Source organism: Thalassobaculum sp. OXR-137 (assembly GCF_034377285.1).
GTDB lineage: Bacteria > Pseudomonadota > Alphaproteobacteria > Thalassobaculales > Thalassobaculaceae > Thalassobaculum.
Genome location: NZ_CP139715.1, coordinates 3,313,933 through 3,335,181 on the forward strand (window position 1 = coordinate 3,313,933; position 21,249 = coordinate 3,335,181).

The 21,249-nt window shown below is 72.4% G+C and carries 7 protein-coding genes; all 7 read right to left on the bottom strand.

Annotation, left to right across the window (positions count from 1 at the left end; genetic code table 11):
* Nucleotides 1-232: 232 nt before the first annotated feature.
* The 7 genes from ectB to T8K17_RS15650 all read right to left on the bottom strand — a co-directional run bounded on the left by ectB (nt 233) and on the right by T8K17_RS15650 (nt 21,210).
* Nucleotides 233-1,498 carry a diaminobutyrate--2-oxoglutarate transaminase gene (gene ectB / locus T8K17_RS15620; RefSeq protein ID WP_322330664.1) on the bottom strand — a complete coding sequence of 422 codons (1,266 nt, stop codon included), beginning with the start codon at nt 1,496-1,498 and terminating at the stop codon, nt 233-235.
* 76 nt (nt 1,499-1,574) lie between these two features.
* Nucleotides 1,575-2,657: an FkbM family methyltransferase gene (locus T8K17_RS15625; protein ID WP_322330665.1), complete on the bottom strand. Its 1,083-nt coding sequence runs from the start codon at nt 2,655-2,657 to the stop codon at nt 1,575-1,577.
* The gene (locus T8K17_RS15630; protein ID WP_322330666.1) at nt 2,654-3,757 is read right to left on the bottom strand and encodes a hypothetical protein; all 1,104 of its coding nucleotides are present in this window, start codon (nt 3,755-3,757) and stop codon (nt 2,654-2,656) included. Before T8K17_RS15630 ends, T8K17_RS15625 begins: the two co-directional genes overlap by 4 nt.
* The gene (locus tag T8K17_RS15635; RefSeq protein ID WP_322330667.1) at nt 3,754-4,542 is read right to left on the bottom strand and encodes a thioesterase II family protein; all 789 of its coding nucleotides are present in this window, start codon (nt 4,540-4,542) and stop codon (nt 3,754-3,756) included. The genes T8K17_RS15630 and T8K17_RS15635 overlap by 4 nt, the downstream gene beginning before the upstream one ends.
* The gene (locus tag T8K17_RS15640) at nt 4,539-7,121 is read right to left on the bottom strand and encodes an amino acid adenylation domain-containing protein (protein ID WP_322330668.1); all 2,583 of its coding nucleotides are present in this window, start codon (nt 7,119-7,121) and stop codon (nt 4,539-4,541) included. The genes T8K17_RS15635 and T8K17_RS15640 overlap by 4 nt, the downstream gene beginning before the upstream one ends.
* Entirely contained in the window at nt 7,108-19,380 is a 12,273-nt protein-coding gene (locus T8K17_RS15645; RefSeq protein ID WP_322330669.1) for a non-ribosomal peptide synthetase, read from the bottom strand. The genes T8K17_RS15640 and T8K17_RS15645 overlap by 14 nt, the downstream gene beginning before the upstream one ends.
* A gap of 3 nt (nt 19,381-19,383) precedes the next feature.
* Nucleotides 19,384-21,210, bottom strand: a complete 1,827-nt coding sequence (locus T8K17_RS15650; protein WP_322330670.1) for a non-ribosomal peptide synthetase — start codon at nt 21,208-21,210, stop codon at nt 19,384-19,386.
* Nucleotides 21,211-21,249 lie beyond the last annotated feature (39 nt).

The following is a 21,249-nucleotide window of genomic DNA, read 5'->3' on the forward strand; positions in this document are numbered from 1 at the left end:
TTCGCAAAATACTGAAAACAACCGACTTCCCGGCTCAATCCCGGATGAGATCCGGGATCGTCCGGGAAGTCGGTTTGGGGGTAGGGAAGAAGCCGGGCTCGGCACCAGGCTCTACATTCACCTGCAAATACAACCGACTTCCTGGAAGCGCCGGAGGCGCTGTCCAGGACCGTGCCTCTGCAGCGTCCGCGGCACGATCCTGGATCAAGTCCAGGAAGTCGGTGACGGGGGATCACCGCGCCGCCGCCAGCTCCACCGAGGCGAGGCCGGCGATCACGTCCTCGATGGTGTCCAGCGCCTGGGTGAGGGCGTCGATCGGGATGGTCAGGGGCGGCAGCAGCTTCAGCACCTCGTCGTCCGGCCCGCAGGTCTCCGCAATCACGTCGCGCGCGAAAAGCTGCCGCGAGACCAGGGCGGCGGTGCCCGGTCCCTGCAGCACCAGCCCGCGCATGAACCCGCGTCCGCGCAGCCCGGCCACATGCTCCGGCCAGCGGGCGGCGATGGCCTCCAAGCGGTCGTCCAGAATGTCGATCTTCTGCGCCAGGTCGTCCTGGAACGCCCGGTCCTCCCAGTAGCCCAGCGCCGCCTCCGCCGCGACGAAGGCGAGATTGTTGCCCCGGAACGTGCCGTTATGCTCCCCCGGCTCCCAGACGTCGCGCGACGGCTCGATCAGCAGCAGCGCCATGGGCAGGCCGATGCCGCCGATGGATTTCGACAGACAGACCAGATCCGGCTTAAGGCCGAACGGCTCGAAGCTGAAGAAACTGCCGGTGCGCCCGCATCCCGCCTGGATGTCGTCGATCGCGAGCAGGGCGCCCGACCGCTCGGCCAGGGCCTGCACCCGCAGCAGCCAGTCGGCGGACGCCGCCCGCAGGCCGCCTTCGCCCTGCACCGTCTCCACCAGGAAGCAGGCCGGCGCGTCGATGCCGCTGCCCGGATCCTCGATGGCGCGTTCCAGGAAATCGAGCATGTCGGCGGTGCCGTAGCCGTCAAAGGGCAGGCGCAGCACCCCCGGCAGCGGCTGGCCGGCGCCGCGCCGCTTGTCCCGGTTGGCGGTGGCGGCGAGCGCGCCGAGGGTCATGCCGTGGAACCCGCCGGTGAAGGCCACGATCGTGGCGCGGCCGGTCGCCTTGCGCGCCAGCTTCAGCGCCGCCTCCACCGCGTTGGTGCCGGTCGGGCCGGTGAACATGACCCGATGCGGCATCCCGCGCGGCTCCAGGATCACCCGGCGGAAGCGTCGTAGGAATGCCGCCTTGGCCTCGGTGTGCAGGTCCATGGCCTGCACGATCCCGTCATGGGCGAGATAGTCGAGCACCGCCCGTTTCAGGGTCGGATTGTTGTGGCCGTAGTTTAGGGCGCCGCAGCCGGTGAGCAGGTCGGTCAGGCAGCGGCCGTCCTCGGTGAAGACCTGATGCCCGATCGCCCGGGTGAACAGGGCGGGGAAGCTGCGGCAGTAGGAGCGGACACGGGATTCGGCGAGGTCGAAGATGTCGTGCATGGGTCGGACTCCCGGACCGAAGCTGGCTTGAATAATATATTACTCTATTCTGAAAATGCGCGTCATGCGAGCATAACTATCGAACGGCTCGAAAATCCTGGCCGATGCAGAGATAGTCGCCGGTGCCGGTCATCTCCAAGCGCGGCGGACTGACGGTCAGGGCGAAGTCGTGCGCCAGCAGGTCGCGCAGCCAGCGGTCCTCGGCCCGGGTCCAGGGGCCGTAATGGAACTCCCCCAGGATCCAGGTGGCGCCGCGCAGCACGTCGCGCGCCGGCGCCAGGTCGAATTCTCCCCCCTCGATGTCGAGCTTCAGACCGTAGGGCCGCCGAGGATCGAAAAGCGTGCCGAGGTCGACCGCCGCCACCCGGGTCGTCGAGGCCTGGGCATGAGAGGTCACGGTGGAATGGATCATGCTGGTCGCCTCGGCGGAGGCGGCGAGGCTCGACAGGGCGACCGTCCCTGCCGAGGCGGCGACCGCGCCCTCCACCACCCGATGCCGGATCGGCTGGCCCGATCCGCGGAGATTGGCCCGCAGATAGCGCAGGTTGGCCGGGTCCGGCTCGACCGCCACGATCTCGGCTTCCGGGTAACAGCTATGCAGGTACAGCGCCGACAGGCCGATATAGCCGCCCAGGTCGTAGATCGCGTCCACCGGCCGGCGCGCGTGGTCGTAATTGGCCTGCAGCAGGACCTCGAACAGGTTGCCGTAGGCCATCCAGTCGGCTGGCATGTCGATGCGGTAGCGCCGCTCGTTGATCAGCACCGACAGGGTGGTCGGCCGCAGCTGGAAGTCCCGGCACAGCGCGGCGGCGGCCTGGGCCACGCGGGTCAGCCAGTCGGCGGTATCCGCATCGGCGGCGACCGTCCCGATCGCCTCCGGCGCCCGGGCCAGACCGTCCGTCAGCTCCGCTGCATCCCGGGCGGCCTCCTCCCGGCCGCGGTCGAGCTGGTCCGGCGACAGACCGCCGATGCGGCACAGGATCGGATCCGCGGTGTCGCCCATCTCCGATTTCCCGCCGTATTGCGCCAGGCAGACGGCGAGCTCGTCGCGCGGCAGGCACCGGGCGATGCGGCGAAACCCATCGTGGAAGCGCCGCGCCGGATGGTCCGGCGTCTCCATGCATAGCCGGCAGTCGCAGCTTTCGGCCAGGTCCGTCATCGCCCTGCCTCCACCAGCGCGGCGAGATCCGCCGCCATGGCTTCGAACACGCCGCGCCAGTCGCCCGGTCCGGCCTGCCGGTAGACCCGGGCGGTCGGGAACCAGGGGGTCCGGTCTCCGTCCCGGCCCCAGCGCCAGTCGGGGATGAAGGGGGCGGCGACCCAGACGGCGGCTCCCATGGCGCCGGCGAGATTGGCGACGGCGGTGTCGATGGCGACGACCAGGTCGAGCCCGGCGATGGCGGCGGCGGTATCGGCGAAATCGCGCAGACCGCCGGCCAGGTCTTCCACCGCCATGCCCGTCGGCGGGGGCGAGAGCTGCGTGCGGGGGGCGCCGACCTGCAGGCTGTAGAGACGGACGCCGGGGACTTGCGCCAGCGGCGCCATGGCGGCCAGGGCGGCGCTCTTGTCGCCGACCTCCCAATGGGCCGCGGCACTGGCCCAGACCAACCCGACCTTCAGCCCGCCGGAGGGCAGAGGCCGCGGATCGGCGTGGAGATAGGGGCCGGACCAGGTCTCGCCCTGGAGCAGGCCGTACAGCGCGGCAACTTCCGCGGTCTGGACCTGGTAGTCGCTCTCCGGCACGTCCGCATCCAGCGGCAGCACCCGGGCGACGCCCGACAGCGACCGGAACAGCCGCACCAGGGCCGGGCGGCATTGCAGGGTCACCTCGGCTCCGGTCCGCTCGGCCAGCATCGAAACGAACCGGGCGTAGAGGATGTCGTCTCCGTACCCGCCGCCCCAGGCGACGACGGACTTTCCCGCCAGCGGCTCGCCGGTCCAGCGCGGGACCGGGTGCAGCGGCGGGCCGAAGGCGTCGGCCCGGCAGCAGTCGAGGAGAAGCTGCCCGCCGCGCCGGACGTCGCCTGCCAGCAGATGCAGGCGGATCAGCAGGGAGACGGCGGCGTCGCCGGCGCCGTCGAGGGATTCCAGCAGGCGGATCGCGGTGGCGTAGTCGCGCCGCTGATAGGCGATCACCGCGGCGAGCTGGCGGATCGGTCCGTAGCCGCCGTCCAGCGCCGCCTGGGCATGGGCGGCGGCGGCCTCCAGGTCCTTGTCCTCGAAGGCGGCGAAGGCGAGGGCGGCCCGATGTGCGCTCATGACCGGCCTCCCGGGGTCTCCGCCGCGACCGGCGCGTGGCCGCGCAGGCACCGGGCGACCGTGTCGAGCAGGACGCGGCGCTGGCCGTGCAGGAAGAAGTGGTCGCCGGCGAACATGCGGATCTCCGCCGGTCCTCTCGTGGTTTCTCGCCAGGCCTCCACCCCCGCCGGATCGACCTCGCCGTCGTCGCGGCCGCCGAGCGCGGTGATCGGACAGGCCAGCGGCTCGGCCCGCTGCCGTCGGTAGGTTTCGCTCAGTTCGAAATCGCAGCGCAGCAGCGGCAGGACCATCTTCATCAGTTCGGGCTCCTGAAGCACCGGGGCCGGCGTGCCGTTGAGGACCCGCAGTCGCTCCTGGAACGCCGGCTCGGACAGGTGGTAGCTGGGGGGGCGGTTCAGGGGCAGGTGCGGGGCCCGCTGGCCGGAGACGATCAGATGCACCGGCCCGCCGCCCTCGGCCTCGAGGGCGCGTGCGGTCTCGTAGGCGATGACCGCGCCCATGGAATGGCCGAACAGAGCGTAGGGGCGGTCCAGATGCGGCCGCAGCCGGTCGAGCAGCACGGGAAGCAGCCGGTCGACCTGGCGGAAGGCCGGCTCGCCGATCCGTTCCTCGCGCCCCGGCAACTGCACCGCGCAGACCTCCAGCCAGTCCGGCAGGGCCTCGCCCCAGGTGCGGTAGATCGAGGCGCCGCCGCCGGCATAGGGCAGGCAGAACAGGCGCAGGGCGGCGTCGGGACGGGGCTGGGCGGGGCGGATCCACGGATCGGAGGGCAGGGGGGCGGTCATGCCGACCTCCCCGTTCTGGCCAGCACCGCCTGCAGCAGAGCGAGGTTGGCGCTGAAATGCGGCTCGATCAGCATCTCGCCATGGCCGCCGGCGCCGTTGCAGGCGGTGAAGCGTCCGGTCGTCGCTTCCACCCAGGCGGATTGGCTGGACAGCACGGTGCCGGCCGCGTCGCGGTGCTCGTCCGCGCCGCCGGCGCTGCGGATCAGGTGGATGTCGGCGGCGACCGGCCGGTCCTCCGAGAGGGACGACAGATAGGCGTAGTACCGCCGGATCCGTCTGCGGGCCTTGTCCCGCAGGACGCCGGTGCCGACCGCCGCGGCGACGCTCTCATCGGCGAGGAAGGAATCCGCCAGCCGGTCGGCCTCCTCCGGCGGAAAGGCGAAGGGCCGCAGGAAGCGGGAGGCGTCCAGCATCACGATGTCGCTGACCGTCCGGCCCCGCCGCTCGAGCTCCGACGTCACCTGGAACGCGATGTTGCCGCCGCCGGAATAACCGAAGAGCAGGACCGGCCCCTCAGGCTGCACCTCGGCGATCAGGTCGGCGATGTCGGCGATCCGTGTCTCTGCCTCGATGAAGTTGAAGGCGTGGACGTCGACTCCGTCCAGCCCCGCCGCCAGCCGGGCGTAGCCGAGCGTGTCGCTGGTGCCGGGGGGCAGGGCGAAAAGCGGACGACCGCCCCTCGGCGCGTTCAGCAGCACCCGGGGCCGGTCGAGGGCGTCGATCCCGAACCTTGCGGCGTCGAGGATCGCCTCGGCCTGGCTGCGGATCGTGGGATGGGTGAAGATGGAGGCGAGCGGCAGGGCGACCCCAAGCTCGCCGGCGATCAGCGACACCAGCTTGGCGGCGGTGAGGCTGTGGCCGCCCAGGGCGAAGAAATCGTCGGTGACGCCGATCCTTTCGCGGTCGAGCACCCGTTCCCAGAGACTGACCAGCGAGGTTTCGGTCTCGCTTGCCGGCGGTTCCGGGGGCTGGGCGCCGTCCGGGTTCGAGGCGGCCGGGAGGGGCAGGGCGGCGCGGTCGACCTTGCCGTTCGCGTTCAGGGGCAGGGCGTCGAGCCGGACGATATGGGCCGGGACCATGAAGTCCGGCAGGGTCGCGCCGAGATGCCGGTGCAGGTCGCCCGTCCCGATGGCTTCACTCGCTGCCACGTAGGCGACGAGCTCCCGGCGCCCCGGCGCGATCTCCCGGGCCAGCGCGACGGCCGCGGTGACGCCGGGATACCGCAAGAGGGCCTCTTCGATCTCTCCCGGCTCGATGCGGAAACCGCGGATCTTGATCTGGTCGTCGAGCCGGCCGAGGAACTCGATCGTGCCGTCGCTGCGCCAGCAGGCGAGGTCGCCGCTGCGGTAGAGCCGTTCGCCGGGCAGGGCCGGGCTGGCCACGAAGCGCTCGGCGGTCAGCTCCGGATCGTTCCAGTAGCCGAGCGCGAGGCCGTCGCCGCCCAGATAGAGTTCCCCGGCGGTGCCCGGCGGCAGCGGCCGGCGCTCCTCGTCCAGGACATAGGCGGTGGAATTGGCGATCGGGCGGCCGATCGGGATCGAGCCCCGGTAGTCGCCGGGCGCGATCGGGAAGCAGCAGGAGAAGGTGGTGTTCTCGGTCGGGCCATAGCCGTTGACGAGGGCGCACTTCGGCAGCAGCTCCAGGGCCCGTCGGATATGGGCGACCGACAACGCCTCGCCGCCGACCAGCAGCTGTTTGAGCGGGTGCAGGCCCTCCGGGTGCTCGTCCATCATCAGGTTGAACAGACCGGCGGTAAGCCACAGGGTCGTCACCCCTTCGTCGGCGATCACCGCGCCCAGCTCCCGTGGGCCGAGCCGTCCCTCCGGCGCCAGGGCCAGACGGGCGCCGTTCAGCAGCGGCCCCCAGATCTCGAACGTGGCCGCGTCGAAGGCCGCCGGCGCGTATTGCAGGAAGATCCGGTCCGGCGAGAAATCGGCGTAATCGGCGTTGCGGACCAGCCGGACGACGGCACGATGGGGCACGGCGACGGCCTTGGGACGGCCAGTGGAGCCGGAGGTGTACATGACATAGGCGAGCTCGCCGCCGGCGGCCGTGACGGGCGGAGTGTCGTCCGGACCGGCGTCGATGGCAGACCGCTCGGCGTCGAGGCGGATCCGGCGGACCGGCGGCGGTGCCGCGTCGTCCGTCCCGCCGTCTCGGTCGATCACGGCCAGCGCCCCGGAATGCGACACAATCAGATCCCGGCGCGCCGCCGGATAGGCCGGGTCGAGCGGCAGATAGCCGGCCCCGGCCTTGAGGGTCGCCAGCATCGCGACGATCAGGTCGACCGATCGCGGCAGCGCGAGCGCGATCAGCCTGCCCCGGCAGTCCGGCAGCCGCGCGCGGAGATACCGGGCGAGCCGGTTGGCGCGGCGGTCCAGTTCGGCGTAGGTCACGGCCCGGCCGCCCCGGCTGAGGGCGACCGCCTGCGGTGTGCGCGCCGCCTGCTCGGCGAACAGGTCGGCGACGCCGCGGTCGCGCGGGTAGGGCCGCGTCGTCGCGTTGAAACGCGCGGCCAGGGCCGCGGCCTCCGCCGATCCCGCCGCGTCGTCGATCAGGGTGAATTTAGACAGTCTCATCGGAATCCTCCCGTGGCGGTCCGGCCGCGATGTCTTCGGCGAAGCGGTTCAGGCTGTGCAGGTAGCGCTCGACCGTCGCGGCGGTGAGCAGGCCGGCGTCGAACTCCAGGGTGAGGTCGAGATGCGGGCCGGGATCCTCGACGATCAGGCTCAGGTCGAACTTGGCGAAGGGGAAGCTGAGCGGGACCGTGGTCGCGGCCGGCTCGGCCATGCCATCCGGCTCCGCCGCGTTCTGGAAGGCGTAGACCACTCGCACGAGGTCGCCGGACCCGGCGTCTCGGCGCTGCGCCCTCAGGATGAGGTCGTAGGGGTGGTCCTGGTGGTCCAGCGCGGCATAGGCGGTGCGGGTCACCGCCTGGAGGAGTGCCGCGACGTCCATGTCGTCCTCGATCCGGATGCGGATCGGCAGCAGGTTCACGAACATGCCGAGCAGCGGTTCCAGCTCCGGCCGGCCGCGATTGGCCACCGCCATGCCGATGCACAGGTCGTCCTGGCGGGTCAGCCGGTGCAGGAACAGGGTGAAGATCGTCAGGATCAGCGCCGACAGGGTGCTGCCCTGGGCCGCGGCGAGGGCGCGCAGCCTGGCGGTGCAGGCCGGCGACAGCCTGAGGCTGCGCCGGTCGCCGCCGGCGCCGTCGGTCGCGTCCCGGGGCAGTCGGATCGGGCCGTCGAGCCCCGCCAGGTGATCGGCCCAGAACGCCGCATCCGCCTCGCGGTCCCGCTGCTGCTGGGCGACCGCGTAGTCCCGGTACTGGATCGCCAGCGGTGCCAGGTCGGGGGTGCCGCCGGTCCGGGCGGCGGCGTAGAAGGCGGCCAGTTCCCGGTGGAATACCTGCATCGTCCAGCCATCGCCGATGATGTGGTGCATCGCCAGGATCAGAACGGGCGGTAGGGCGGTCCGGCGGACCAGGGTGATGCGGAACAGCGGCGGGCGGTCGAGGTCGAAGCGCCGGCGGCTCTCCCGCTCGACGATGGCGCTTGCGTCGTCGTCGCCGGCCGGCAGATCGACGACGTCCAGCGGCACCTCGATGCGGTTCAGGACCGTCTGCCGGGGCTCGCCCGCCACCTCCACGAAGACCGTCCGCAGGGTTTCGTGCCGCTCGATCAGCCGGCCCAGGGCCAGGCGTAGCGCGTCCGGATCGAGCGGCTCCCGCAGCTCGACCGCCGCCGGCATGGTGTAGCGGGCGTCGCCGTGCAGCCGGTCCTCCAGCCACAGCCGGTGCTGGGCATGGGACAACGGATAGTCGGCCCGGTCCGCTACCGGCGCGATGGCGCCGTCGGCGGTGCTTGGCCCGCCCGTGAGCGGGGCGAGGGCGGCGATCGTCGGCCGGCGCAGGAACGCCGCCAGGGAGACCTCGACCCCGAACTCCCGGCGGATGCGGGCCACCACCTGCACGGCTTTCAGGCTGTGGCCGCCCAGATCGAAGAACCCGTCATCGATCCCCGCAACCTCGACGCCGAGGACGTCGCGCCAGATCGCGGCGAGCCGCCGTTCGGTCTCGGTCCCGGGCGGCACCCCGGCGGCCGCCTCCACGGACCGCGACGTCTCGGGCCGGGGCAGCGCGCGGTGGTCGAGCTTGCCGTTGCGGGTCAGGGGGACGGCGTCGATCGGCACGACCAGCGCCGGCACCATGTACGCGGGCAGGCGGGTGGAGGCCCAGTCGCGGAGTTCCGCGGCCGTCTCCGGGTCGGCCACCGCATAGGCGATCAGCCGGCCTTCGTCCTGCTGTGCGACCACCACGGCCTGACGCACCCCGGGATGCCGGCTCAGCACCGCCTCGATCTCGCCGGTCTCGATCCGGTACCCGCGCAGCTTCACCTGCCGGTCGGCGCGGCCCAGAAATTCCAGATCGCCGTCGGGCCGCCGCCGGGCCAGGTCGCCGCTGCGGTAGAGGCGGGTCGGTTCCCCGTCGATCTCGCGCACCACGAAGCGTTCGGCGGTCAGCTCCGGGCGGTTCAGATAGCCGCGCGCCAGGCCGGCGCCGCCCACATGGATCTCGCCCGTGACCCCGTCCGGCACCGGCTCTCCCCGCCGGTCGAGCAGATGCAGGTCCAGGTCGCGCAGCGGTCGTCCGATCAGGCTGGCCGGAGTGTCGCAATCCGCCTCGCACAGCCGCCGCCAAGTCACATGGACCGTGGTCTCGGTGATGCCGTACATGTTGACGAGCAGCGGGGCGCTGTCGCCGTAGAGCGCGAACCAGGGGCGCAGCGACGGCAGATCCAGTGCCTCGCCGCCGAAGATCACCATCCGAAGGGCGAGGCACGCGCCGCGTTCCCGGGCGACCGGGATGAGCTGGCGGAAGGCCGAGGGCGTCTGGTTCAGCACCGTCACCCGTTCCCGCTCGAGCAGCCCGTGGAACAGGGTCGGGTCGCGCTGCACCTCCTCCGGTACGACGACCAGCCGTCCGCCATGGAGCAGGGCGCCCCAGATTTCCCAGACCGAGAAGTCGAAGGCGGCGGAATGGAACAGCGTCCAAACGTCCTGCGGCCCGAATCCGCAGTCGGGGTTGGTGGCGTCGAACAGCCGCAGAACGTTGGCGTGGCTGATCATCACGCCCTTGGGGGTGCCGGTCGAGCCCGAGGTGTAGATCACATAGGCGAGGTCGTCGGGCGCAGGGGCGGGGGCAGGGGCAGGGACAGGGCCCGACGGGTCGGCCGCATCGGGGCAGAGCGCATCGACGCAGAGGGCATCCAGGCAGAGACAGGGCAGATCCAGCTCTCCGAGCCCGGCCCGCAGTCCCGTCTCGGTGACCAGGGCGACGGCCCCCGCATCGCGCAGCATGAACGCCACCCGCTCGGCGGGCGTTGCCGGGTCGATCGGCAGATAGGCGGCGCCGGCCTTCAGGATCCCCAGCATCCCGGCGACGAGGTCGGCAGAGCGGGGCAGGTAGAGCCCCACGATCTTCTCCGGGCCCGCATCCAGTTTCCGCAGATGCCGGCCGATCGCCTCGGCGCGCGCGTCCAGTTGCGCATAGGTCAGGGACTGCGCGCCGCAGGTCACCGCGATCCGGTCGGGGCCCTCGGCGGTCTGCGCCGCGACCCTGGACGTCAGCGTCTCCCCCACATCCAGCCGCACCTGGGCACCGCCGGCGGCCAGAAGCCCCTGCCGTTCCGCTCGGGTGAGAATGCCGATGGCATCGAGCGGGTCCTCCGGCTCGGCCTCCGCCAGGCGCCTCAGGGCCACCCGCAGGAACCCGACGATCCGCTCGATGTCGCGCGGCGCGAACCGGGTTGCGTCATAGCCGACGCGCAGCCGCAGCCGGTCCTCCACCGACGCGGCGATCAGCGTCAGCGGATAGTTGGTGTGGTCGATCGCCTGCCCGTCGGCGAAGGACGGCCCGCCCGCGGCGGCGGCGCCTTCGGCCGGCTCGCTCGGATAGTTCTCGAAGACCAGAAGGCTGTCGAACAGGGCGTCGCCGGCCGGCACGGCGCTGCCGCGCTGGATCTCGGCGAGGGGAAGGAAGCCGTGCAGGCTGTTCTCCTGGTGCCGGTCCTGCAGGGCCTGCAGCCAGGCGCCGACCGGACCGTCTTCCGTGGAAACCCGCAGCGGCACGGTGTTGATGAACAGTCCCACCATCCGCTCGATGCCCGGCAGGTCGATGTCGCGGCCGGACAGGGTGGTGCCGAACACCACGTCGCTCTCGCCGCTGGTCCGGCTCAGCACGACCGCCCAGGCCGCCTGGAGCAGCGTGCTCAGGGTGAGCCGCCGGCGGCGGGTCGTGTCGCTCAGCAGCTGGCTGTCCTCGGCATCCAGCGCGAACAGCATCTCGCCGCGCGCCCCGGCGCCGTCGGCTTCCGGCACGGGGCCGAGCGCCGGTGGCAGCGGGGTCGGCGCCTCCACATCGCCCACCGCCGCGTGCCAGTGGTCCCGGGCCGCCCCGTGATCCTGGCGCTGCAGCCAGGCGATGTAGTCCTCGTAGGGGGCGGCCGGCGCCAGGTCGGCCGCCGGTGCCGCGTAAAGCGCCATCAGATCGGCGAACAGCAGGGGCAGGCTCCACCCGTCGAGCAGCAGGTGGTGGAAGCCGAGCACGAAGCGCCAGGAGTCTGCGCCCAGCCGGATCAGGGTGCAGCGCAGAAGCGGGGCGCGGGACAGGTCGACACCCCGACGCCGGTCGGACGCCAGAAGCGTCTCCAGTTCCGCTTTCTGCGCCTCGGCGCCGCGGTCGTGCCAGTCCAACTCGCGCCAGGGCAGGTCGACCGACCGGCGCACGATCTGCAGCGGCGGCTCGGTTTCCAGCCACAGGGCGGTGCGCAGGACCGGGTGGCGTTCGACCAGGGCGGTCCAGGCCCGCCGGAAGGCCGACGGGTCGAACGGCGGACCGATCCGCCAGGTCATCTGCTCGAAATAGGCCGCGTCCGTCTGCCGCTCCGGCGAGGCGTCGAGGAGGCTGTGATAGGCCATGCCCTGCTGCATCGGGCTCAGCGGGTAGAGGGCGGCGATCCCGCGTCCCTCGCGCCGGGCCAGGGCGTCGAGCCGACCCTGGTCCAGCCGGGCCAGAGGGAAGTCGCTCGGCGTATAGCCGCAGCGCGCCGGGTCGCAGCACAGGGCGATCAGCCGGTCGAGGGCGTCTTCCAGGTGCCGGGCCAGCGCCTCGACATTGGCGCGCCGGTACTGCCGGTCGCTGTAGCTGATCGACACGCGCAGGGTGCCGCCGACGACCATGGCGTTGACGTCGAGCGCGTGGGGCCGGGTCCCGTCGAGGCACTGGGTCTCGCCGGTGCCTTCCCGTGCCGGCAGGAAGAACCCGCCGCCGCTCTCGCCGACTGCCATGCCGATATCGAGTTGTCCCAGATAGTTGAAGGCGATCTCCGCCTCGGGAAGCGGACCCGGGACCGCCCATGGCCCGTGCCGGGCGATCCCGTAGGCGAGCCCGTCGCCCGGCACCGCGCGGAGCCGTTCCTTGACCGCCTTCACGGTCGCGGCGGGATCGCCGTCCTCCGGCAGGTCGAAGCGGACCGGATACAGGGCGGTGAACCAGCCGACGGTCGCGGTCAGGTCCGGCGCGTCCGGATCGGCGGGGCGGCCGTGGCTCTCCAGGACGATGGGCCAGTCGGTGCGGCCGGTCCAGTCGCCCAGGGCCAGGGCGAGGGCGGCGAGCAGCAGGTCGTTGATCCGGGTGTTGAAGGCGGCCGGCGCGCGCTCCAGCAGGTCGGCGGTGCGGGGTCGGGAGAGCGCGAACCGGACATGGGCGGTGCTGTCCCAGCGCGCCGGGGCGTCCGGGTCGTCCTTGGGCAGGGGCGCTGCGGCCGGCCAGCCGCGCCAATGGTCCAGCTCTGCGGCGCGGGCGGGATCCTGCGCCCGGCGGTGGAGATAACCGATCCAGTCGGCGATGCCGGCCGTCGGCGGCGGCAGGACTGGCGTGGTGCCGGCCCGGGCCTGGAGGCAGGCGCTTTCCAGATCGGCCAGCAGGATGCGCCAGGACACCGCGTCCACCGCCAGGTGGTGGATGCACCAAAGCAGCCGCTGCCCGTCCGGCAGCTCGAACAGGACCAGGCGGGTGAGCGGCCCGGCGGCGAGGTCGAGGCTGCGGTTCCAACGGGTCGCCCGGTCGGTCAGGGCGGTCGTCCGGTCCGATTCCGGCAGGTCCCGCAGGTCCCGCAGGTCTTCGCGATGGACCGGCAGGACGTCCGGCATCGGCGCCACGGTCTGACGCCAGCCCTCGGGCCCCCGTTCGAACCGGAGACGCAGGGCGCCGTGCCGGGCCAGGACCGCGCGGGCGGCGGCGGCCAGGGCGTCCGGCGCGATCCGGTCGCGGGGCCGCAGCAGCAGGGCCTGGTTGAAATGCCCCGGCTTCGCCAGGTCCCAGGCGAAGAACCAGGACTGGACGGGGCTGAGGGCGACCGGACCGGACGTCTCCGCCGGGTCGCTGTCCGCGGCGAGCGGCAGTCCGGCTTCCGACACGTGCGGGGCGAGGGCGGCGACCGACTGGTGGCGGAACAGGTCGCGCACGCCGAACGCCAGCCCGGCCCGGCGGGCCTGGGCGACGATCTGGACGCTGAGGATCGAGTCCCCGCCCAGGGCGAAGAAGTTGTCGTCCCGCCCGACGCGGTCGCGGCCCAGCACCGCCGCCCAGATCCCGGCCAGCACCGTCTCGCGCGGCGTGCGCGGTGGGGTGTAGTCCTCCGGCGCGGCCCCGGGCGCGGGTTCCGGCAGGGCCTTGCGGTCGAGCTTGCCATTGGCATTGAGCGGCAGGGCGTCGAGCACGATCAGGTGGGCCGGGACCATGTAGTCGGGCAGGTCGGCCCGCAGCTCGGCGCGCAGTGCGTCGGCATCGAGGCCGGGGCCGGCGGCATAGCCGACCAGCCGTCGGTGTTCGCCCTCGCCGGTCAGCAGGACCACGGCATCGTCGACGCCCCGGCAGCGGCGCAGGGCGGTCTCCACTTCGCCGAGCTCGATGCGGAAGCCGCGCAGCTTGATCTGGTGGTCGCTGCGGCCGAGGTATTCCACGGCGCCGTCCTCACGCCACCGGCACAGGTCGCCGGTGCGGTAGAGCCGGCCGAGCTCCGGATGGGCGACGAACCGGTCCGCCGTCAGCTCCGGCTGTCCCAGGTAGCCGTCGGCGAGGCCGTCGCCGCCCAGATGGAGTTCTCCCGCGACCCCGACCGGGACCGGCTGGCCGTCGGGGTCGAGGATATGGGCGGTGGTGTTGGCGAGCGGCCGGCCGATGGGGACGGTGACGGCGCCCTGCGGCACGTCCGTCACATGCTGCCAGGTGGCGAAGGTGGTGCATTCGGTGGGGCCATAGACGTGGAGCAGGCGGGTCGGTCCGCCGGCGGCGAGCACGGCGCGCACCGGGCGGGGGTCGACCGCCTCGCCGCCGAACAGCAGCGTGTCGAGCCCGGCGAAGACGGCCGGGTCTATCTGGGCGAGGCGGTTGAACAGGGCGGTGGTCAGGAACAGGATGTCGACGGTCTTCGCCCGCAGCAGCCCGGCGAAGCGGTCGGGGTCGAGCACATCGTCGCGCGCCAACAGGACCAGCGCGGCACCGTTCAGCAGGGCGCCCCAGATCTCGAAGGTGGCGGCGTCGAAGGCGGTGTTGGCCGCCTGGGCGATCCGCTGGCCGGGGCGGATGTCGACATAGTCGGTATCGCGCACCAGCCTGGTCACAGCCCGCTGGGGGATGAGCACGCCCTTGGGCTGGCCGGTGGAGCCGGAGGTGTACATGACATAGGCGCGGTTGGAGCCGTCCGTCGTCACCGCCGGGACCGCGGCGGTGCAGGCGGCGATCGCCTCGGCTTCCTGGCCGAGGAGCACCACCGGACAGGGCAACCCGTCCAGCCCGTCGGCGAAGGCGTATTCCGTCAGGACCAACGCGGCACCGGCATCGTCCACCATGTAGCGCCGGCGGGCGTCCGGCAGTTCCGGGTCCAGCGGCAGGTAGGCGGCTCCGACCTTCAGAACCGCGACCATCGCGACGATCAGCTCCGGTCCGCGCTCCAGGCACAGGCCGATCACCCGGCTGCGGAGATCGCCCGCCTGGTCGCAGAGATAGGCGGCCAGCCGGTCGGAGCGCGCGTCCAGCTCGGCATAGGTCAGGGTGCGGTCGCCCCAGCGCAGTGCCACGGCCTGCGGATCGGCGGCGACCCGCTCGGCGAACAGGGCCGCCAGGCTCTCGTCGCGCGGATAGGGGCTCGCCCCGCCGCTCCACGACGCGATGCGGGCCTGCTCGTCGGCGTCGAGCAGCGGCAGGCGGCCGACGGCCCGCTCCGGCGCCTCCGCCACCGCCTGCAGCAGGCGGACATACTGTCGGGCCAGGCGCTCGATGCGCGGCCGGTCGAACAGGTCGGTGCTGTATTCCCAGCTGACGCTCAGCCCGCCCGGTCCGGCCTGGGCGCTGACGGTCAGGTCGAACTTTGCGGTGCCGGTCTGCGGCGCCAGGGCGCGGACCGCGAGGTCGCCCAGGGTGAGGTTCTCCTCCGGGGCGTTCTGCAGGCCGAACATGACCTGGAACAGCGGCGTGTGGGACAAGGAGCGCTCCGGGCGAAGCTCGGAGACCAGGGTCTCGAAGGGCAGGTCCTGATGGGCATAGGCGTCCAGCGCGGTCGCCCGGACCTGGGCCAGCAGCTCGGCGAAGGGGTCGTCGCGCTGCACGGCGGTCCGCAGGACCAGGGTGTTGACGAAGAAGCCGACGAGATCCTCGGTCTGGCGCTGGGTGCGGTTGGCGATCGGGCTGCCGACCAGGATGTCGCTCTCGCAGGTGTGGCGGTGCAGCAGGGCGGCGAAGCCGGCCAGCAGGGTCATGAACAGGGTGGCGCCGCGGGACCTGCCGAGCGCCTCCAGCCGGGCGAGCAGATCGGGCTCGATTGTGACGGCGAGCTGGGCGCCGCGGGCGGACCTGAGTGCGGGGCGTTTGCGGTCGGCGGGCAGGTCGAGCAGCAGGGGAGCGTCGGCCAGCTGCGACCGCCAGTAGCCGAGCTGGCGGTCGAGAACCGTCCCCTCCAGCCAGCCGCGCTGCCAGGCGGCGTAGTCGGCATAGTGCAGGGCAGGTGCGGGCAGGCCAGGCCCCTGACCCAGGGCCTCGGCGTAGAGCGCGCCGAGATCGCGGACCAGCACGCCGAGAGACCAGCCGTCGGCGGCGATGTGGTGCAGGTTGACCAACAGCACATGGCGGTCCGGACAGAGCCGCAGCAGGGTCAGGCGCAGCAGCGGGTCGGCCTCCAGGTCGAAGGGCTGGGCGGCATGGGCGGCGACGCGCGCGTCCACGGCGGCGTCTCGATCGGTTGGGTCCAGGGCGGACAGATCCTCCACCAGCAGCGGGTCGAAGGGGTCGCGCAGGGAGAGGACGGGCTGGCCGGCCTGTTCGTGCAGGGACAGGCGCAAGCTCTCGTGGCGCCCGGTCAGCGCGATCAGCGCCCGGCGCAGGGCCGCCTGGTCCATCGCGCCGTCCAGCGCCAGGGCGGCGGTGACGTTATAGGCCGCACTCGACGCGGACCCGTCCAGCTGGCCCCTGTCCATCTGGCTGAGGAACCAGAGCCTTTGCTGGGCGAAGGAGAGCGGCAGGCTGTCGCGGTGCGCGCGCGGCGTGATCGGCGGTGGCGGGGGAGCGTCGGCGCCTCTGCGCGCGGCCTCGATCGCGGCGGCCTGATCGCCAAGCACCGGGTGCTCGAACAGCAGGCGCAGGGGAATGTCGACGTCGAAGGCCTGGCGGATGCGGGAGACCAGCTGGGTCGCCAGCAGGGAGTGGCCGCCCAGATCGAAGAAGTTCTGCCCGCGGCCGACACGCTCCAGCCCCAGCACCTCGGCCCAGAGCCCGGCCAGCAGCTCCTCCTGCGGCGTCGCGGGGCGGTCGTCGGCGGGACCCTCGGCGCTCTCGGCCGGCGCCGGCAGGGCATTCCGGTCGAGCTTGCCGTTGGCATTGAGCGGCATCGCGTCGAGCACGATCAGGTGGGCCGGGACCATGTAGTCGGGCAGGTCGGCCCGCAGCTCGGCCCGGATCGCGTCGGCATCGAGACCGGGACCGGCGGCATAGCCGACCAGCCGGCGGTGTTCGCCCTCGCCGGTCAGTGCGACCACGGCATCGTCGACGCCGCGGCAGCGGCGCAGGGCGGTCTCCACTTCGCCGAGCTCGATGCGGAAACCGCGCAGCTTGATCTGGTGGTCGCTGCGGCCGAGGTATTCCACGGTACCGTCTTCGGTCCAGCGGCACAGGTCGCCGGTGCGGTAGAGCCGGCCGAGGGTCGGATGGGGGATGAACTTCTGTGCCGTCAGGTCGGGCTGTCCGAGGTAGCCCTCGGCCAACCCGTCGCCGCCCAGATGCAGCTCGCCGGCGATCCCGACCGGCACCGGCTGGCCGTCTGTATCGAGGATATGGACGGTGGTGTTGGCGAGCGGCCGGCCGACGGGGACGGTGACGGCGTCGTCCGGCACGGCCGTCACCTGGTGCCAGGTGGCGAAGGTGGTGCATTCGGTGGGGCCGTAGACATGCAGCAGGCGGGTCGGCCCGCCGGCCGCCAGGATCGAGCGGACGGGTCGCGGATCGACTGTCTCGCCGCCGAACAGCAGGCTGTCCAGCCCGCCGAACACGCCCGGATCGATCTGGGCGAGGCGGTTGAACAGGGCGGTGGTCAGGAACAGGATGTCCACCCTCTGCGCCCGCAGCAGCCCGGCGAAGCGGTCGGGGTCGAGCACGTCGTCGCGGGACAGCAGGACGAGGGCGGCGCCGTTCAGCAGCGCGCCCCAGATCTCGAAGGTTGCGGCGTCGAAGGCGGTGTTGGCCGCCTGGGCGATCCGGTGGTGGGGGCGGATGTCGATATAGTCGGTATCGCGGACCAGCCTGGTCACGGCCCGCTGGGGGATCAGCACGCCCTTGGGCTGACCGGTGGAGCCCGAGGTGTACATGACATAGGCGAGGCTGGACCCGGCGGTCGCCACGGCCGGGACCGGATCCGTGCAGGCGGCGATGGCGTCGGCGTCGCGGTCGAGCCGGATGACCGGGCAGGGCAACCCGTCCAGCGCGTCGGCGAAGGCGTCTTCGGTGACGACCAGGGCGGCGCCGGCATCGTCCACCATGTAGCGCCGCCTTGAGTCGGGCAGCTCCGGGTCCAGCGGCAGGTAGGCGGCCCCGACCTTCAGAACCGCGACCATCGCCACGATCAACTCCGGTCCGCGCTCCAGGCACAGGCCGATCACCCGCCCACAGAGATCGCCTTCTTGTGCGGTCAGATAAGCCGCCAGCCTGTCGGATCGGGCGTCCAGCTCGGCATAGGTCAGGGTGCGGTCGCCCCGGCGCAGCGCCACCGCCTGCGGTTCGGCGGCGACCCGTTCGGCGAACAGGGCGGCGAGGCTCTTGTCGCGCGGATAGGGGCTCGCCCCGCCGCTCCAGGACGCGATGCGGCGGCGTTCCCCGCGGTCGAGCAGGGCGAGGCGTCCCACCGCAATCTCCGGGTCTGCCAGCGCGCCTTCCAGCAGCCGGATCAGATGGCGGCCCATCCGGGCGATCCCCACCTCGGCGAAGCGGGCGGCGTCGTAGGTGAGCGTGAGGAGCAGGCCGCCGTCATGCTCGGCGAACTCGAAGATCAGAGCGTATTTCGCCGGACCGGGGGCGGTGGGAAACCCCTCGACCCGCAACCCCGCGATCGGGGCGGACGCGCCCGTCATGTTCTGCAGCGCCACCAGCACGTCGAAGACCGGCGGCCGGCCGCCGTCGCGCGGGACGCCGAGCTCCTCCACCAGCCGGTCGAACGGGTAGTCCTGGCGCTCGAGCGCCGCGTAGACGGTGCCGGCGACCCGGTCGAGCAAGGAGTGGAACCCCAGGGCCGGATCGATCTCGTCCCGCAGGGCGACGAGATTGACGAACTGGCCCACCAGAGGTTCGAGCGCCGCGCTGTCCCGGCCGGCCACCGGCGATCCGACCGTCACGTCGCGCTCGCCGCCGTAGCGATGCAGCAGCAGCTTCACCAGGGCGGTCAGGGCCATGAACAGGGAGGCGTCGTGGCGGGTGGCGAGCCGGCGCAGGCCGGCGGTGTGGACCGCGTCGAGGTGGATCTGATGGCTGGCGGCCGGCGCCGGGCCCGGTTGCGGCCGGCGGGACAGCGCCGGCAAGTCGAGATGCGGCGGCAGGGGCGTCAGGACCTTTCGCCAGTAGTCCCGCGCCGCGTCCGTCGCGGCCAGCGCCTCCGGCCGGCGCTGCCCGGCGGCATGGGCGCCGTAGCTGGCGCTCAGGTCGGGAAGGTCGGGCTCGCGTCCGTCGAGATGAGCCCGGTAGCGCAGGGCGAGTTCCTGCTGGATCAGTTCCAGGGACCAGCCGTCGGCGACGCTGTGATGGATGTGCAGGGCGAGGACCCAGTCCGCCTCCGCCAGGCGGCAGAGCTGCACCCGCCAGAGCGGCGCGCGGCCGAGATCGAACGGACGTCGCGCCGCCGTCTCCAGCAGCGCCCGGCAGGCGGCCTCCGGCTCGGCCGCATCGCGCAGGTCGACCGGTTCCAGCGGCAGGGCGATCGCCGGCTCGACGATCTGGGTCAACTCCCCGTCGGCCTCGGCGAAGCGGGTGCGCAGGCTGTCGTGCCGGCGGGCGATGCCCTCGAGGGCGGCGCGGACCGCCGCGTCGTCCAGCGGCCCGCGCAGGCGCAGGGCGCGGGTGATACCGTAGGCATCCGCCGCGCGATCCATCTGGGCGAGGATCCAGATCCGCTGCTGGGCGAAGGAGGCGGGATAGACGCGGGGCGCCGAGGCGTCCGCAGTCCGGCGCGGCGGAGGGGTGCCGGATTTCGCGGTGGCGGGCGGCGTCTCGAGATCCGCGGGAAGGGCGTTGTCCGACATGACCTAGCCCTCCTGTCCGGCGACGGCCGGCTGCCGGGGGTCCGCCGTGGGTGCCGGCAGGGTGGCGTTCAGGGTTGCGGCCAGGGAGCGCACGGTGCCGTGGGGGAACAGGTCGGGCAGCGTCGCCTCGACGCCGAAGGCCTGATAGAGCCGGGACAGGACGCGGATCGCCTTCAGGGAGTCGCCGCCCAGATCGACGAAGCCGTGGGTCGCGCCGACCTTCTCCAGCTCCAGCACCTCGCCCCAGATCGCCGCGATCCGCGTCTCGGTCTCGCCTTGGGGGGCGACATAGGGCGCGTCGCGGTACAGCAGGTCCGCCGGCCGGGGCAGGGCGCGCCGGTCCACCTTGCCGTGCAGGTTCAGCGGAAACCGGTCCAGCTGCATCAGGTAGGCCGGCTGCATCGCGGCGGGCAGCCAGTCGTCCAGGTGCCGGCGCAGGTCGGCGGCGGCGACCGGCGCGTCGGCGATGTAGTAGGCGGTCAGGCTCGGGTCTCGGGCGGTGGCGGGGTTGACCGCGACGACGGCCGCCCGGACCGCGGGATGCTTCAGGATCGCCCCCTCGACCTCGGCCAGTTCGATCCGGGTGCCGGCGATCTTGACCTGCCCGTCCCGGCGGCCGAGCAGTTCGACCACATGGCCGGCGAGATACCGTCCCAGGTCGCCGCTGCGGTAGATCGTGTCCGGGGTCCCGGGCGTCAGCGGGTTCTGGACGAAGGCGGCGGCGGTCTCCTCGGGGGCGGCGAGGTACCCCTTGGACATGAACGGGGTCTTGATGAAGACCTCGCCGATCTCGCCCTCGTCGCAGAGTTCGCCGTCCTTGATCACCAGCAGGGAGGTGTTGGGCAACGGCAGCCCGACCGGCACCATGCGGCCGGGCTCGGTCGGGGCGGCGCCGATCCGGTGAAACGCCTTGGCCAGGGTGGTCTCCGACGGGCCGTAGAGGTTGGTGAGCTCGATCCGCCGGCCCATCAGCGCCTGCCAGCGCTGGACATCGGCGCCGTAGAGCGGTTCGCCGGCGAGCAGGATGTGCCTCAGGTCGGGGAGGCGGTCGGCCGCCGCGTCTGCGCTGGCGAGGTCGGCGGTGAGCTGGCGGAACAGGGAGGGCACGCAGTGGATGTGGGTGACCCGGGACGCCTCCAGCCAGGCCAGCAGACGCCGGCTGTCGGTGCGCGTGGCGTCGTCGGGCACGCACAGGGTGCCGCCGGCCAGCAGCGGGAAGAAGATATCCCGCAGGCTCACGTCGAAGGTCGCAGGGGCGAGCTGGCTGACCCTGGTGTCGCCGCCGGCGCCGAACAGCCCGACCTCCCAGTGGATGAAATGGCTGAGGCCCTTCTGGCTGCCCAGGATCGCCTTCGGCGCGCCGGTGGAGCCGGAGGTGGAGACGATGTAGGCGGCATCGTCGCCCGCGACGGCGAGCGGCGGGTTGGCCTCGTCCTGCGCGCCCAGCGATGCCGGTGAGGCGGTGGCGGCGCCCGGCGGCAGGTCCGACGGCCGCTCGGTCAGGATCAGGGCAGGGGCGGCGACTGCCAGGATCTTCTCCTGGCGACGGGGCGGGGCGGCCATGGCCAGCGGCAGAAAGATCCCCCCGGCCTTGGCCACCGCGAGCATGGCGGTCACATACGCGATGCCCGGCGGCAGGTGCAGGCCGACCACGGCACCCCTGCCGACGCCATGCTGGCGGATCAGGCCATGGGCGGCGCGGTTGGCCGCCCGGTTCAGATCGCCGTAGGCGATGCGGCGGCCGGATGCCTCGATCGCGATCCGCTCGGGATGGGCGTCGGCGACCCGTTCGAAGGCGGCGTGGATGACGGTCTTGGTCGTGGTCGGCATTCCCATGGCATCACCATCCGTGGCTGGCGCGGTACGGTT